Source organism: Phenylobacterium sp. (assembly GCF_036677185.1).
GTDB lineage: Bacteria > Pseudomonadota > Alphaproteobacteria > Caulobacterales > Caulobacteraceae > Phenylobacterium.
This window is the reverse complement of sequence record NZ_JAKFEN010000020.1, coordinates 108,682-122,818: the sequence shown is the minus strand read 5'-3', so window position 1 is coordinate 122,818 and position 14,137 is coordinate 108,682. Positions and strand designations below refer to the sequence as shown.

Annotated in this window: 15 protein-coding genes; 7 read left to right on the top strand and 8 right to left on the bottom strand. The window is 69.9% G+C overall.

All coding sequences use genetic code 11. From position 1 onward, the window contains the following. The first annotated feature begins 38 nt into the window (after window positions 1–38). A complete protein-coding gene (locus V6M51_RS11145) occupies window positions 39–938 on the top strand; it encodes an MBL fold metallo-hydrolase (protein ID WP_332767168.1) in 900 nt (299 codons plus the stop codon). On the opposite strand, the gene V6M51_RS11140 is transcribed toward V6M51_RS11145, so the two are convergent. Beyond that, window positions 920–3,229, bottom strand: coding sequence for a long-chain-fatty-acid--CoA ligase (locus V6M51_RS11140; RefSeq protein ID WP_332767167.1), 2,310 nt, complete (start codon window positions 3,227–3,229; stop codon window positions 920–922). The two genes, V6M51_RS11145 and V6M51_RS11140, sit on opposite strands and share 19 nt — an antisense overlap. Window positions 3,230–3,392: 163 nt before the next feature. Here V6M51_RS11140 and V6M51_RS11135 point away from each other — a divergent pair, with 163 nt between their 5' ends. After that, window positions 3,393–3,758: a VOC family protein gene (locus tag V6M51_RS11135; protein WP_332767166.1), complete on the top strand. Its 366-nt coding sequence runs from the start codon at window positions 3,393–3,395 to the stop codon at window positions 3,756–3,758. Window position 3,759: 1 nt separating this feature from the next. Here V6M51_RS11135 and V6M51_RS11130 read toward each other — a convergent pair whose 3' ends face one another. After that, the gene (locus V6M51_RS11130) at window positions 3,760–4,434 is read right to left on the bottom strand and encodes a DsbA family protein (RefSeq protein ID WP_332767165.1); all 675 of its coding nucleotides are present in this window, start codon (window positions 4,432–4,434) and stop codon (window positions 3,760–3,762) included. Window positions 4,435–4,533: 99 nt separating this feature from the next. Between V6M51_RS11130 and V6M51_RS11125 the strand changes: the two genes are divergently transcribed. After that, window positions 4,534–5,715 (top strand): NAD(P)/FAD-dependent oxidoreductase, encoded by a 1,182-nt coding sequence (locus V6M51_RS11125; protein WP_332767163.1) that lies wholly within the window; start codon window positions 4,534–4,536, stop codon window positions 5,713–5,715. 138 nt (window positions 5,716–5,853) lie between these two features. Here V6M51_RS11125 and V6M51_RS11120 read toward each other — a convergent pair whose 3' ends face one another. The 3 genes from V6M51_RS11120 to pdxH are packed head-to-tail and all read right to left on the bottom strand — an operon-like array spanning window position 5,854 to window position 9,181. Next, complete coding sequence (locus V6M51_RS11120) at window positions 5,854–7,032, bottom strand: NAD(P)/FAD-dependent oxidoreductase (RefSeq protein WP_332767160.1); 1,179 nt, start codon at window positions 7,030–7,032, stop codon at window positions 5,854–5,856. Further along, complete coding sequence (locus V6M51_RS11115; RefSeq protein WP_332767158.1) at window positions 7,029–8,522, bottom strand: bifunctional aminoglycoside phosphotransferase/ATP-binding protein; 1,494 nt, start codon at window positions 8,520–8,522, stop codon at window positions 7,029–7,031. Before V6M51_RS11115 ends, V6M51_RS11120 begins: the two co-directional genes overlap by 4 nt. Beyond that, window positions 8,519–9,181, bottom strand: coding sequence for a pyridoxamine 5'-phosphate oxidase (gene pdxH, locus V6M51_RS11110; RefSeq protein WP_332767157.1), 663 nt, complete (start codon window positions 9,179–9,181; stop codon window positions 8,519–8,521). Before pdxH ends, V6M51_RS11115 begins: the two co-directional genes overlap by 4 nt. Window positions 9,182–9,284: 103 nt before the next feature. On the opposite strand from pdxH, the gene V6M51_RS11105 reads away from it, so the two are divergent. The 4 genes from V6M51_RS11105 (at window position 9,285) to V6M51_RS11090 (ending at window position 12,120) form a co-directional block, all read left to right on the top strand. Further along, on the top strand, window positions 9,285–9,974 hold the full coding sequence (locus V6M51_RS11105; protein ID WP_332767155.1) for a J domain-containing protein: 690 nt from the start codon (window positions 9,285–9,287) through the stop codon (window positions 9,972–9,974). A gap of 33 nt (window positions 9,975–10,007) precedes the next feature. Further along, window positions 10,008–11,129: a chorismate synthase gene (gene aroC, locus V6M51_RS11100; protein ID WP_332767154.1), complete on the top strand. Its 1,122-nt coding sequence runs from the start codon at window positions 10,008–10,010 to the stop codon at window positions 11,127–11,129. 210 nt (window positions 11,130–11,339) lie between these two features. Next, on the top strand, window positions 11,340–11,849 hold the full coding sequence (locus V6M51_RS11095) for a response regulator (protein ID WP_332767153.1): 510 nt from the start codon (window positions 11,340–11,342) through the stop codon (window positions 11,847–11,849). 43 nt (window positions 11,850–11,892) lie between these two features. Further along, a complete protein-coding gene (locus V6M51_RS11090) occupies window positions 11,893–12,120 on the top strand; it encodes a hypothetical protein (RefSeq protein ID WP_332767152.1) in 228 nt (75 codons plus the stop codon). Here the strand turns inward: V6M51_RS11090 and V6M51_RS11085 are convergent. The 3 genes from V6M51_RS11085 to queC are packed head-to-tail and all read right to left on the bottom strand — an operon-like array spanning window position 12,117 to window position 13,889. Beyond that, window positions 12,117–12,491: a 6-carboxytetrahydropterin synthase gene (locus tag V6M51_RS11085; protein ID WP_332767150.1), complete on the bottom strand. Its 375-nt coding sequence runs from the start codon at window positions 12,489–12,491 to the stop codon at window positions 12,117–12,119. The two genes, V6M51_RS11090 and V6M51_RS11085, sit on opposite strands and share 4 nt — an antisense overlap. Window positions 12,492–12,516: 25 nt before the next feature. Beyond that, window positions 12,517–13,149: a 7-carboxy-7-deazaguanine synthase gene (gene queE / locus V6M51_RS11080; protein ID WP_332767148.1), complete on the bottom strand. Its 633-nt coding sequence runs from the start codon at window positions 13,147–13,149 to the stop codon at window positions 12,517–12,519. Next, a complete protein-coding gene (gene queC, locus V6M51_RS11075; protein WP_332767147.1) occupies window positions 13,146–13,889 on the bottom strand; it encodes a 7-cyano-7-deazaguanine synthase QueC in 744 nt (247 codons plus the stop codon). Before queC ends, queE begins: the two co-directional genes overlap by 4 nt. Window positions 13,890–14,137 lie beyond the last annotated feature (248 nt).

The window sequence follows — 14,137 nt, the reverse complement described above, 5'->3', positions numbered from 1 at the left end:
CAGGGGGCTCGAGGCAAGACCGGCGCCGGAGCTGACCGATGATCCCCTATGTGCGCGACATCACCTTCGACTACGGCGCCTGCGACCAGGTCTCGCCGCTGATCCGCCGGGTGGTGGCCAACAATCCCGGGCCGTTCACCTTCCTCGGCACCGGGACCTACATCGTCGGCCAAGGCGAGGTGGCGGTGATCGATCCGGGTCCCGACCTGCCCGAGCACCTCGACGCGATCCTGGCGGCGCTCGCGCCCGGCGAGACGGTCAGCCACATCCTGGTCACCCATCACCATTCCGACCACTCGCCGCTGGCCAGGCCGCTGCAGGCGAAAACCGGCGCGCCGATCTACGGCTGCGCGGTGGGTGTCCAGGCCGAAGAATCGACCATCAAGACCGAGGCCGGCGCCGACCTCGGCTTCGCCCCCGACATCAGCCTCTGCGGTGGCGGCGCGGTGCTGAAGGGCCCGAACTGGACCCTGGAGGCCATCGCCACCCCGGGCCACACGTCCAACCACATCTGCTTCGCCCTGCATGAGGAGAACGCGCTGTTCTCCGGCGACCACATCATGGGTTGGTCGACCACGGTGATCACCCCGCCTGACGGCGACATGACCGACTACATGGAAAGCCTGGACCTGGTGAAGGCGCGCGGCTTTACGACCCTGTGGCCGACCCATGGCCCGCCGGTCACCGAGGTGACGCCCTTCGTCGAGGCCTATATCGCCCACCGCCGGGCGCGCGAAGCCCAGGTGCTGGCCGCGGTGGCCGAGGGCCACGGGCGGATCAAGGACATGGTGCCGGTGCTCTACGCTGCGGTGGACAAGCGCCTGTGGCCGGCGGCGTCCCGCTCGGTCCTGGGCCACATGATCGACCTGGTCCGCCGGGGCCTGGTGACCACCGACGGCGAGGCCGGCCTCGACAGCGACTACCGGCTGGCGGGCTGAGCCACCGGCGCCGCGGCGGGCGCCTGGGCGCCCGTGGATCGGGCCACCACATAGGCCCCCAGGGTCGCGGCGCTGATCGCCAGCACCAGCAGGCCGCGCAGCCAGAAGCGGTTGAAGCCGGCCACCAGCGCGACGGCCAGGCCGGCGATCCCGGTGGCGACGCTGATCAGCGCAACCTGCGGCGCCAGGTCCAGCGCCAGCCGAACGAAGGCCGGCCGGTCGAGCAGATTGAGCTGCACGCCCAGGAAGGCGACCCCCACCATGGCGGCCGGGGTGATCGCCACGATGGCCGCCAGCTTCAGGTAGAGGTCGGCGAACCGGGCGCGGCCCGGCGACACCTTCCGGCCGGCGGGCGGCGCGGCGGCGAACATCGGCTGGGCGATCACGCCCTCGGCCGGCGGCAGCTCGGTCTCAGGGCCGGCGCTCGTCGCCGGCTCAGCGGGAAAAGGGACCTCGGCGTCCGCCGGGGCCTCCTCGGCCTTGGTTTCCGACGTGGCGGGGAAGGCCGCCACCAAAGGCTCCGGCTTGGGCTCGATCCGCTGGGCCGCGTTCGGGGTCCAGTCCAGGCTCTCGGCTTCCAGGTTGGGCGCGGCCGGCGGCTCCGGCTCGGGAGCGTAGATCTTCGGTTCCGGCGGCGCGGCCAGGGCCACGGCCGGCGCGGCGGCGGGGGCGGTTGGCAGGACATAGTCCTTCATCCGGTCGCGGATCAGCTTCTTGTCGATCTTGCCGGTGGCGCCCAGCGGGATGTCGTCGACGAAGACCACGTCATCGGGCGTCCACCACTTGGCGATCTTGCCCTCCAGGAAGGCCAGAAACTCCTCCTTGGTGGCGGTCTCCCCAGCGTTCAGCTTGACCAGCAGCAGGGGGCGCTCGTCCCACTTGGGGTGGACCACGCCGATCACCGCGGCCAGCTCGGCCTTCGGATGGCCCGCGGCGATGTTCTCGATCTCGATGGAGGAGATCCACTCTCCGCCCGACTTGATCACGTCCTTGGCCCGGTCGGTGATCTGCATGAAGCCATGCTCGTCCAGGGTCGCGACATCGCCTGTGTCGAAATAGCCGTCGGCGTCGAGGATCTTGCCGCCCTCGCCCTTGAAATATTCGCCCACCACGAACGGCCCGGAGACCTTCAGCCGGCCGAAGGTGTGGCCGTCGCGCGGCAGGTCCTTCTCGTCGTCGTCGACCAGCTTCAGCTGGATGCCCAGCGGCGCGCGGCCCTGCTTCAGCTTGAACTGCAGCTGCTGCTCGGGGTCCATGGCGGCGATGGCGGCGTTAGGCGTCGCCTGGGTGCCCAGCGGCGAGGTCTCGGTCATGCCCCAGGCATGGGTGACGTCGACGCCGTATTCATCGCGAAAGCCGCGGACGATGGCCTCGGGCACGGCCGAACCGCCGATCACCACGCGCTTCAGGGTGGTGATCTTGCCGTTGGTGGCCCGCAGGTGGGTCAGCAGCATCTGCCAGACCGTCGGCACGGCCGCCGAATAGGTGACCCCCTCGGTCTCCAGCAATTCGTGGACCGACGCCCCGTCCAGCTTGGCGCCCGGCATGACCAGCTTGGCTCCCACGGCCGGGGCGGAGAAGGCCAGGCCCCAGGCGTTGGCGTGGAACATCGGCACGACCGGCAGCACGGTGTCGGTGGCTCGGATGCCCAGGACGTCGGAGCCCATGGTGACAAGCGTGTGCAGGAAGTTCGAGCGGTGCGAATAGAGCACGCCCTTGGGATTGCCGGTGGTGCCCGAGGTGTAGCAGAGGCCCGCGGCGGTGTTCTCGTCGAAGCCGCCCCAGACGCAGTCGGGTAAGGCCTGTTCGACCAGGGTCTCGAAACAGAGCGCGCCCGGGACGTCCTTGGGCATGTGGTCGGGATCGGTCAGCACGACGATGTGCTGCACCGTCGGCATCTTGGGCCGGTTCTCCAGCAGCACAGGCAGGAAGGTCAGGTCGGTGAAGATGAGCTTATCTTCGGCGTGGTTGACGATGTAGCAGAGCTGCTCGGCGAACAGGCGTGGGTTGAGCGTGTGGCAGACCGCCCCGATCCCCATGATCCCGTACCAGGCCTCGATGTGGCGTCCGGTGTTCCAGGCGAGCGTCGCGACCCGGTCGCCGGGTTGGACCCCCAGCGCCAGCAGGGCGTTGGACACCCGCTGGGCGCGGGCATGGATCTGCGCATAGGTGGTGCGAACGATCGGCCCTTCGACCGAGCGGCTGACGACCTCGCGACCGCCGTGCCAGGCCTTGGCGTGGTCGATGATCTTCTCGACCGTCAGCGGCCAGTCCTGCATCAACCCTTGCATATAGTCTCCTCCCGACCCCGGCCCTTCTGGACTCGGCGTTAAGCTAGATTCCACAGGCGTCTTTCGCAATGCGGCGCCCGTTTGAGGCGAGGAACCGCCCATCTTGGGGTGGCCGCGCCGATGTTCGGCAGGCATGCTCGCCCTTCGCGAGAAGGAGGGTCCCATGGCGACGGTCCGCTATCTGGTGAACGACGTGGATGCGGCGGTGGCCTTCTATGTCGAGGGTCTTGGCTTCGAACTCGCCCAGCAGTTCGGGCCGGCCATGGCCATTCTGAAGCGCGACGACCTGACATTGTGGGTGGCCGGACCCGCGGCCTCCGCCGCACGGCCCATGCCGGACGGACGCCGCCCGCAACCCGGCGGTTGGAACCGGTTCGTCGTCGAGGTCGACGACATCGAGGCCAGGATCGCGGCGCTCAAGGCCCGCGATGTGGCGTTCCGCAATGAGATCGTCGCCGGTCCCGGCGGTCGCCAGATCCTCTGCGAAGACCCTTCGGGCAATGCAGTCGAGCTGTTCCAGCCGGCCTAGATCAGCGCGGTGGGCCCGCCTTGCGAGCGGCGACCACCGCCCGCTCCAGGGCCCGGTCGTCCAGACCGCCCGTCACCAGGAACGGGCCGACCAGATAGCCTGGCGTCCCCTGCAGGCCGAGCGACCAGGCCTGCGCCGCATGGGCCTCCAGCCGGGCCTCGATCGCCGGGGCATTGGCGACCCGGTCCGCCTCCAGCCGTGGCCAGTCGACGCCGGCCTCGATGGCGACCGCGCGGATCCGGTCGGGGTCGAGCTTTGAACGATTGGCCATCAGGCCGCGGTGGACGGCGGCGTAGCGGCCCTGGCGGTCCGCGGCGAGCGCGACACGGGCGGCCTGGATCGAGGCCTCGCCCAGGATGGGCCAATCCTTGTAGACCACTCGCACCCGCCCATCGCGCGCGGCCAACCGCTCCAGCGCCGCGTCGGTCTGCTTGCAGACCGGGCACTGGTAGTCGGTGAACACCACCACCACCACGTCCGCACTGGCCAAGCCGAGGCTGGGCGCCCCGTCGTCCTTCAGCACAGCGGCGACCACCGGCGTAAGCTCCAGCTTGCGCCACGGCGGCGGCCGCGATTGGAACCACCAGGTCGCCAGCAGGCCCAGTCCCACCGCGACGGCGAGCGTCAGGCGGGGCCGGCGGGCGGCCAGCGAGGCGCGGGGCTGGGCGTTCGGCATGGACCGGGGGTCGCCTGGAATCCGCCCCGGCGCAAGCCCGGCGATTGACTTGCTCCCCGCCTCCGTATCGAAACGGCGCGAGTTCGGAGAGACGAGACCTTGGAATCCTTCGACGTCGTGGTGGTCGGGGCCGGCGCGGCGGGCATGATGTGCGCCATAGAGGCGGGCCGGCGCGGGCGCAGGGTGCTGGTGATCGACCATGCCGCCGCGGCCGGCGAGAAGATCCGCATTTCCGGCGGCGGTCGCTGCAACTTCACCAATATCAACGCCGGACCGGCCAACTTCCTGTCGGCCAATCCGCACTTCGCCATCTCGGCCCTGCGTCGCTACACGGCCAAGGATTTCGTCGGCTGGGTGGAGCGGTCCGGCATCGCCTATCACGAGAAGACCCTGGGCCAGCTGTTCTGCGACGGGTCGGCCAAGCAGATCATCGGCATGCTGCTCGACGCCATGCACGAAGCCGGCGTCGCCCTGCGGCTGCGGACCTCGGTGACCCAGGTCGACAAAACCGACGACCGGTTCCAGCTCACCCTCGCCGACGGCCGCAAGCTCGCCTGCGAGGCCCTGGTGGTCGCCAGCGGCGGCAAGTCGATCCCCAAGATGGGCGCCACCGGCTGGGGCTACGAGATCGCCCAGCAGTTCGGCCTGCGGATCATCGAGACGCGCCCGGCCCTTGTGCCCCTGACCTTCGAGATCGGCATGCTGGAGCGGCTGAAACCCCTTGCCGGCGTGGCGGTCGACGCCGTGGCCGCCCACGGCAAGACCCGGTTCGCCGAGGCCATGCTGTTCACCCACCGGGGGCTGAGCGGGCCGGCCATCCTGCAGATCTCATCCTTCTGGCGCGAGGGCGAGGAGATCGTCATCGACATGGCCCCGGGCGTCGATATCGCCCAGACCCTGAAGGCCGCCCGCTCGGGCCGGGGCAAGCAGGCCGTGGTGACGGTCCTGAGCGAGCACCTGCCGCGCCGGCTGGCCCAGGTGATCGCCGAGGAGGCCGGGGCGACCAGCAATGTCGGCGACCTGTCGGACAAGGCCATCGCCCAGCTCGAGGCGGCGGTGAACGCCTGGCGAGTCAAGCCGGTCGGCTCGGAAGGCTATCGCACCGCCGAGGTCACCCTGGGCGGGGTCGACACCCGCGACCTGGACTCCAAGACCCTGGCCGCCCGCGAGGTCCCCGGCCTCTACTTCATCGGCGAGGTGGTGGACGTCACCGGCTGGCTCGGCGGCTACAATTTCCAGTGGGCGTGGTCGTCGGGATGGGTGGCGGGTCAGGCGGCGTAACGGGCGGCAGATCCTCCCCTTCTGGGGGAGGTGGATCGTCGCCTCTTCGCGACGAGACGGAGGGGGTTGAAGCCCACAAACAAGAGTCAAAGTCCCCCTCAGTCAGCTTCGCTGACAGCTCCCCCAGGAGGGGAGCATCTATGAAAGGCGGGCCAACACCCCCCGAGCCGCCGCCACGCCAGTGGCGAAGCAGGCCTGCAGCAGATAGCCGCCGGTGGGGGCTTCCCAGTCGAGCATCTCGCCCGCCACGAAGACGCCCGGTCGGTCACGCAGCATCAGGTTTTCGTCCAGCGACGCAAACGCCACCCCGCCGGCGGTGGAGATGGCCCGCTCGATCGGCTGCACACCGGTCAGCCGGATGGGAACCGACTTGATGCGGCGGGCGAGGCTGGCGGGCTCCTTCGGCACATGGCCGGCCTCGCGCAACAGGCCGATCTCCGCGGGGTTGAGCCCGGCCTTGCGCAGGACATTGGTCACGGTCTGGCCGGGACCGGCGGCGGCCAGCTTGGCGCCCAGGCGTTGGGCGGGCAGGGCCGGCCGCAGATCGATCTCCAGGGTGACCGGGCCGGACGCCGCGATGGCGTCGCGCAGGGCGCCCGACAGGGCGTAGACCGCGCCGCCCTCGATACCGGCCGCGGTCAGCATCACCTCGCCGCGCACCGTGCGGCCGCCAAAGCTGAGCGCCAGGGCCTTGAGCGGCGTCCCGGCGAAGCCTTCGCGGAACACCTCGCTCCAGGCGACCGTGAAGCCGCTGTTGGCCGGCTGGAGCGGAGCGATCTCCGTCCCGGCCAGCGACGCCGTCCAGCGCCCATCCGAGCCGAGCTTGGGCCAGCTCGCCCCGCCCAGGGCCAGGATGGTCGCCTTCGGGCGGACGGTTTCGCCACCCTTGAAGGTCAGGTCGCCCTCCGCATTCCAGCCTGTCCACTCCTGGCGCAGGCGGAACTCGACCCCTTGCCCGGCCAGGCGCGCCAGCCAGGCGCGCAAGAGCGGCGAGGCCTTGAGGGCCTTGGGAAACACCCGGCCGCTGGACCCGATGAAGGTCTCCTGGCCCAGGCCCTCGGCCCAGACGATCAGGTCGATGGGGGAGAACGCTTCAAGCCAGGGCCGCAGGGTCTCCGCGCGCGATCCGTAGCGCCCGATAAAGGCGTCCAGATCCTCCGAGTGGGTGAGGTTCAGCCCGCCGCGCCCGGCCATCAGGAACTTGCGCCCCAGGCTCGGCATGCGGTCGTAAACCGTGACCGAGAGCCCCGCCCGGCTCAACACGTCCGCGGCCATCAGCCCCGCGGGCCCGCCGCCAATGACCGCGACGTCACTCATGGGCTCGCATGGGTCGCCGACCATGCCTCCGCGGCGTCCTGGGCCGGGCCCGAGGCGTCGACCCGCACCCAACCGATCTCGCCGACATCGCGATCCAACTGCATCTGCAGGGTGGCGACCGTGGCGTCCGACGCATCGGCCTCGCGGCCCTCGATGCGGGCGGCCAGTTCCTCGGCCGAGGCCTCCAGCCAGACCCCGTGGAACGGAACCCCGGCCAGTATGGCGGTCTCCTCGACCTGGGCGCGCCGTTCCGGCCCGATGAAGGTGGCGTCCGCCACCACGGCGCGACCGGCGGCCAATAGGCGCCGCGCCTCGGCGAACAGGGTGTCGTAAACCTCGGCATAGAAGGCTGGCGAATAGACGCTGGCCGGCATTCGCGCGTCCGGCGCCACCTTCAGCAGCCGCTTGCGGATCTCGTCGGTGCGCAGCACCACGGCGCCTGGCGAGGCGCCCAGGCCGGGCGCGATCAGTCGGGCGAAAGTCGACTTGCCCGAACCCGAAAGCCCGCCCACAGCCGTCAGCGTGGGCGGCGGCGGCGACAGGTGGGCGAGGGCTGCGTCCAGATAGGCGATGGCCGCGGCGTCGTCGCCGCTGTGGGCCTGGACGTGGGCGCGCACGCCGGCCCGCACCGCCAGCATCAGCGGCAAGGCCGCCAGGCCGTCGAGGATCTCCGGGCCGAAATGCCGGCCCGCCTCGTCCAGATAGGCCGAAAGCACCCGCACCGCGGCATCGCGGCGGCGGCGGAAGTCCAGATCCATCAGCAGGAAGGCCAGGTCGTACTGGATATCGATGTCCGACAGCACGTCGTTGAACTCGATGCAGTCGAACAGCACCGGGCGGCCATCCTCCAGCAGGATGTTTCCCAGATGCAGGTCGGCGTGGCAGTGGCGCGCCAGGCCCGCCGCGCGCCTTGTGTCCAGCAGGGCCTCACGGCGGAAATATTCGGCGTCGGTGGCCGCGACCACCGCCTCGACCCGCGCCTCGCCGAGGCGGCCGGTCATATCCCGCAGCAGCTTGGCGTTGGAATCTATGGTGTACTTCAGCGCCTTGCCGCCCCCGCCCTGCGGACGGATCGTCGCCGCTGCGTGGGCGCCGGCCACCACGCGGCCCAATGAGTCAGCCAATCGTCCGGTCACCGCCCAGGGCTGGGCCGACAGCACCGCGTTCTCGTCGAAGCGGCGCATCTCCAGCACGTGCTCGACCACCGGGCCCGGGCCGTCGAGCTCCAGCCCGCCGCTCGGCGCGCGGGTGACCTTGCGCACGGCGCGGTAGATGTCGGACGAGGCGGCGCGGTTGAACCGCAGCTCGCGTTCCAGCGCCCAGAGCCGCAGCTCCAGGCTGGAATAGTCGAGATAGCCCAGATCGACCCGGCGCTTGACCTTGTAGGCCGTCTCGCCGGCCAGGAAGACCCGGGCGCAGGCGGTCTCGATGGCCTTTTCGGAGATCTCGCCGAACCAGGCGGCGACCTCGGCCTCTTCCTGGTCGTTCACGGGTAGAGCCGTTCGGTGGTCCAGCCCTGGCCGGACCGCACGAAGACCAGCCGCTCATGTAGCCGGAACGGCCGGTCGCGCCAGAACTCGATGCTGTCGGGGCGCACGCGCCAGCCCGACCAGTGCGGCGGGCGGGTCACCTTGCCCAGGCCGAACTTCAGGCCGATCTCGGCGATCTTTTTCTCCAGGGCCAGGCGATCGGGTAGAACCCGCGACTGGTCCGAGGCCCAGGCGCCGATCTGGGCCGGCCGGGCTCGGGTGGCGAAATAGGCGTCGGCCTCTTCCGGCGTGACGGGCGAGACGGTTCCGCGCACGCGGACCTGGCGGCGCAGGGACTTCCAGTGGAACAGCAGGGCGGCCTTGGGATTGGCGGCGAGCTGGCGGCCCTTGGCGCTGCCCAGGTTGGAATAGAAGACGAAGCCGTCGGGGCCGGCCTCCTTCAGCAGCACCATGCGCGCGTCGGGCATGCCGGTTTCGTCGACAGTCGCCAGCGCCATGCCGTTAGCGTCGTTGGGCTCCTTGGCCACGGCCTCCTTCATCCATTCGGCGAAGAGCGCGAAGGGGTCCTGGGCGGTCAGCAGCGGCGGCGGCTCGGCGTTCGTCACCTGACGGACGTAGTCGTCCTCGCTGGGGGAGGCGGGAATGTCGGCCTTGCTCATGGCCCGCCGTATAGCGCGCGGCCGCCGTCACGTCAGCGCTTAACGCCGCATTGACGCGGACCGGGCGAGACTCCGGGGAATGGCCGGGACCAAATCGTCAGTGATGAGCAGCAAGCGCGCCCGCGAGGTGCTGGGCGTCACCGCCCAGGCCACGGCCGCCGAGTTGCGCCGCGCTTTCCGCGAGGCCGCCAAGCTGGCCCACCCCGACCGCAAGGGCGGCGACGCCGCCCGCTTCCGCGAGGTGGTGGAAGCCTATCACCTGCTCCACGAGGCCAAGCCGTCCGATCGGGTCGTCCAACCCCCCGCCACCGTCGCGCGGCCGGCCCGAGCGTCCGAGGGCAAGATCCTGCCCGTCCCGCCCCTGCTGGCCATGACCGGCGGCGAGATGGAGCACGCCCTGGCCGATGGCCGACGGATCAAACTCACCCTGCCCCCCGGCCTGCGGGCCGGCGACAAGGTCCGGGCCGGCGACGCCGAGTTCGAGGTCGCCCTACGCGGTGACGGCCAGATGCTGGTGCGCGGCGACGACCTCTGGATCACCGTGCCGCTCGACCCGCGTCTGCTGGCCGAGGGCGGCCGCATCGCCCTGGAGACTCCGCTCGGCCGTCGGGTGGTCTGGGTGACCAAGAAGGCCGGCGAGCGTGGCCTTGTGCGACTGGTCGGCCAGGGCCTGCCCGCCCGCGGTCGCCACCGACAGGGCCACCTGTTCCTGCGCCTGACCGTCGCGGCGGGCGAGGCCAACTCCGCCGCCCGCACCCTGCGCCGCCGCTTCGCCGCGGCCTGGGCGGCCTAGCGCTTCGCGCCGCCTGGCTCTAAAAGCGCGGCCATGTCGCACAACAGCTTCGGCCACCTGTTCAGAGTCACCACCTGGGGCGAAAGCCACGGGCCGGCCCTGGGCTGCGTGGTCGACGGCTGTCCTCCCGGCGTCCCGCTGACCGCAGACGAGGTCCAGGTCTGGCTGGACCAGCGCCGGCCGGGCCAGGGCAAGTTCGTCACCCAGCGCCAGGAGCCGGACGCGGTGAAGATCCTCTCCGGCGTCTTCCAGGACGAGAAGACCAAGGGCCAGGTCACCACCGGCACGCCGATCTCGATGCTGATCGAGAATGTCGACCAGCGCAGCCGCGACTATGGCGAGATCGCCACGCAGTTTCGGCCGGGCCACGCCGACTACACCTATTTCGCCAAGTACGGCGTGCGCGACTATCGCGGCGGCGGCCGGGCCTCCGCCCGCGAGACCGCCGCGCGCGTGGCCGCCGGCGCCGTAGCCCGCAAGATCCTGCAGGGCGTCACCATTCGCGGCGCGGTTGTCCAGATCGGGCCGCATGCGGTGGACCGGTCGCGCTTCGATTGGGACCAGCGCACGGAGAACCCCTTCTGGTGCCCGGACGCCGAGATGGTTCCGGTCTGGGAAGAGCATCTCGAGACCGTCCGCAAGGCCGGATCATCGACCGGCGCCATCGTCGAGGTCGAAGCGAGCGGCGTGCCCGCCGGCTGGGGCGCCCCGGTCTATGGCAAGCTGGACGCCGAGCTGGCCGCCGCCCTGATGTCGATCAACGCCTCGAAGGGCGTGGAGATCGGCGCGGGCTTCGCCTCGGCCGCCTTCTCCGGCGAGGAGAACGCCGACGAGATGCGCATGGGCAATGACGGCCCGCTCTTCCTGTCCAACAGCGCCGGCGGCATCCTGGGCGGCATCTCCTCCGGCCAGCCGGTGGTCGCTCGCGTCGCCTTCAAGCCGACCTCCTCGATCCTCAGCCTGCGCCGCTCGATCGACGAGACGGGCGCGGAGATCGACCTACGCACCAAGGGCCGCCACGACCCCTGCGTGGGCTTGCGCGCCGTGCCGGTGGTCGAGGCCATGACCGCCTGTGTCCTGGCCGACGCCTTCCTGCGCCACCGCGCCCAGACCGGCGGCGGGGCCTTCTCGCCGGGCCAGGGCGGGCGCGCTTGAGCGCGCTCTGGCGGGGTCGAGCCCCCTCCTAAGTCGACTACTCGACGACCGCACAAGTCTAGATTGCGTCGGATTCGAAGAACGACGTTTTGCCTATTGACCCTGCTTCCAGGGCAAAGGTAATGACCGCGCCAGCGGGCGTCCGACATTTGATTCGCCGCAACCCTTGCGAGTTGAATCAGGGCGGAGATCAAGGATAGTCGGGCCAAGGTGCGCTTCGAACTGCTGAAGATACTCGTCGTTGAAGACAACCGGCACATGCGTGTCTTGCTGGCCGAGATTCTGCGCGCCATCGGAATCAGCCAAATCTACGAGGCCTGCGACGGAGCCGAAGGGCTGCAGATGATGCGCAGCCACCCCGTCGATATCGTCCTGACCGACCTGGCCATGGAACCGCTGGACGGCATCGATTTTGTCCGCCTGCTGCGCAATGCGGCCGACAGTCCCAATCAGCTCGTCCCCGTCATCATGATCACCGGCCATTTCACCATGGCGCGCATCCGCGAGGCGCGTGACGCCGGGGTGAACGAATTCCTGGCCAAGCCGATCACCGCGCGCGGAGTGATCGAACGCGTCCACCAGATCATCGACCACGCCCGGCCCTTCGTGCGCACCGACGACTATTTCGGACCCGACCGCCGCCGTCGCAACGACCCGCGCTATGACGGACCCCGGCGACGCGCCGGCGACGGTCCGCAAGCGCGCCTGGTGCAGATCTGAGCCGCGTCACCTTTTGGCGATGATTGCCGGCTAGGCAGGGACCATGTCCCGACTGCTCCTGCGTCTCGCCGCCCTCGCCGTCCTCGGAGTCTCCCTGTCAGGCTGCCTGGTCATGGCCGCCGGCGCGGTGGTGGGCGGTGCGGTCGGGGTCGCGGGCACGGCCGTCGGCGTGACGGCCAAGGGCGTCGGCATGGCGGCGGGCGCGGTGATCCCCGGCGGAGACGGCGACGAGGATCGGAAGAACGACCGGAAGCGCCGCGGCGACGACTAGGCGACGGCCATCGCACAGCTCTCGCCGATGGTCGGGCGCGAGACGACGATCTTCGACAGACCAGGGAAACCAGGTTTCAGGCGCTCGGCGAAATAGAGGCAGAGGTGTTCGAGGGTCGGGCGCTCCAGGCCCGGCTTCTCGTTGAGCAGGCCGTGGTCCAGCTCGCTCGCCACCGCCTTCAACGCCGCGTCCAGATCGGCGAGGTCGGCCACCCAGCCCACGGGCTCCTGGGTCGCGCCGCGCACCGTCGCCTCCACCTTGAAGGAATGGCCGTGCATGTTCGAATAGGGCCGGTGCTGCGGCCCCTCGGCGAAGTAGTGCGCCGCGTCGAAGGTTGCGGCCTTGGTGATTTCGAAAACAGGTTGGGTCATCAGGGGGGTTCTGGGGCGTCCCACGTCAGGGGATGCCGAGATACTTGTGCGTCTGCACGCTTAAACGCCAGCGAGGGTGGGCGAGGCAATAGGCGATCGCCGCCTCGGTGTTCTCCAGGCGCGCCGGACCGTCCATCGGCTGCAGCAGGAAGCGCTCGAAATCCAGGTGTTCGAAGGCGGCGGGATCGACGCCGGGCTGGGGGTAGACCAGCTTCAGTTCCTGGCCGCGGACCTGCACCACCTTGGCCTGGGCCTTCGGACTGACGCAGACCCAGTCGATCCCATCCGGCGCGGCCAGCGTGCCGTTGGTCTCCACCGCGATGCGAAAGCCGCGCCCGTGCAGGGCGTCGATCGCCGCGGCGTCGAGCTGCAGCAGAGGCTCGCCGCCGGTGCAGACCACCAGGCGGTTGTCCGGCCCGCCGATCCAGGCGGCCTCGACCGCCTCGGCCAGGGCCGCCGCGTCGGCGAAACGCCCGCCGCCAGGGCCGTCCAAGCCCACGAAGTCGGTGTCGCAGAAGGTGCAAACCGCCTCGGCGCGGTCCTGCTCGCGCCCGGACCATAGGTTGCAGCCGGCGAAACGACAGAACACAGCCGACTGGCCGGCCTGCCCCCCTTCCCCCTGCAGGGTCAGGAAGATCTCCTTGACGGCGTAGCTCACAGGCCGAGCTCCGGGCGGCCGGCGGCCACCCATTCGGCCCAGCCCCTGGCGCGCAGCTCGCAGGCCGGACAATCGCCACAGCCGTGGCCCCAGGCGTGGCGTTCGCCACGGGTCCCGCGATAGCAGGTGTGGCTGTCTTCCAGAATCAGTTCCACCAGGGCCTCCCCGCCCAGGGCCTTGGCCAGACTCCAGGTTTCGGCCTTGGTCAGGGTCATCAGGGGGGTCTCGACCACGAAGTCCTGCGCCATGCCTAGATTCAAGGCGCTTTCCAGGGCGTCCAAGGCGTCGCGCCGACAGTCCGGGTAGCCCGAGAAGTCAGTCTCGCACATCCCACCCACAAGAAACCTCAAGCCGCGCCGATCGGCCAGAGCCGCCGCATAGGTCAGGAACACCAGGTTGCGGCCCGGCACGAACGTGTTGGGCAGGCCCTTTTCAGTGACCTCGAAGGCGCGCTCCTGGGTCATCGCCGTCTCACCGACGGCGCCGAAACCGCGCAGGTCGAGGAGATGGTCCTCGCCCAGGCGATCGGCCCACTGGGGGAAGCGCGCGGCGATCTCACGGCGGACGACCTGGCGTTGCTGCATCTCCACGCCGTGGCGTTGGCCGTAGTCGAAGCCGACGGTCTCCACATGGCCATGGCGCGCCAGCGCCCAGGCCAGGCAAACGCTGGAGTCCTGCCCGCCGGAGAACAGGACGAGCGCACGGCCCGGATCGGCGATCTGTGGCGAAGGTCGGCTCATCGGCCCCCATATGCGCGCGCGGAGGCAAAACCGGAAGCCCGTCGCGACAGGACTTCGCAGGCCGAGCATACCGAGTGCTTGAAAAAATCAGCGCCACCAAGCCTTCGCACATGCAGCACGATTATTCGCATGTGCGAAATAAGTGTTCGTGGTCCAAAAAACCCCAAACCTGACGCTGCGTAACAGTCTTCGAAGCCTTGGTATTTACGCCACAGACCTGTGGAAGTTTCGACCTGAACGCCGATCAC

What these genes read in the sequence shown, in the direction of transcription:
- V6M51_RS11145 (WP_332767168.1), top strand. Translation starts at nt 39, where the DNA reads ATGATCCCCTATGTGCGCGACATCACCTTCGACTACGGCGCCTGCGAC.
- V6M51_RS11140 (WP_332767167.1), bottom strand. Translation starts at nt 3,229, where the DNA reads ATGCAAGGGTTGATGCAGGACTGGCCGCTGACGGTCGAGAAGATCATC.
- V6M51_RS11135 (WP_332767166.1), top strand. Translation starts at nt 3,393, where the DNA reads ATGGCGACGGTCCGCTATCTGGTGAACGACGTGGATGCGGCGGTGGCC.
- V6M51_RS11130 (WP_332767165.1), bottom strand. Translation starts at nt 4,434, where the DNA reads ATGCCGAACGCCCAGCCCCGCGCCTCGCTGGCCGCCCGCCGGCCCCGC.
- V6M51_RS11120 (WP_332767160.1), bottom strand. Translation starts at nt 7,032, where the DNA reads ATGAGTGACGTCGCGGTCATTGGCGGCGGGCCCGCGGGGCTGATGGCC.
- pdxH (WP_332767157.1), bottom strand. Translation starts at nt 9,181, where the DNA reads ATGAGCAAGGCCGACATTCCCGCCTCCCCCAGCGAGGACGACTACGTC.
- V6M51_RS11105 (WP_332767155.1), top strand. Translation starts at nt 9,285, where the DNA reads ATGAGCAGCAAGCGCGCCCGCGAGGTGCTGGGCGTCACCGCCCAGGCC.
- aroC (WP_332767154.1), top strand. Translation starts at nt 10,008, where the DNA reads ATGTCGCACAACAGCTTCGGCCACCTGTTCAGAGTCACCACCTGGGGC.
- V6M51_RS11090 (WP_332767152.1), top strand. Translation starts at nt 11,893, where the DNA reads ATGTCCCGACTGCTCCTGCGTCTCGCCGCCCTCGCCGTCCTCGGAGTC.
- V6M51_RS11085 (WP_332767150.1), bottom strand. Translation starts at nt 12,491, where the DNA reads ATGACCCAACCTGTTTTCGAAATCACCAAGGCCGCAACCTTCGACGCG.
- queC (WP_332767147.1), bottom strand. Translation starts at nt 13,889, where the DNA reads ATGAGCCGACCTTCGCCACAGATCGCCGATCCGGGCCGTGCGCTCGTC.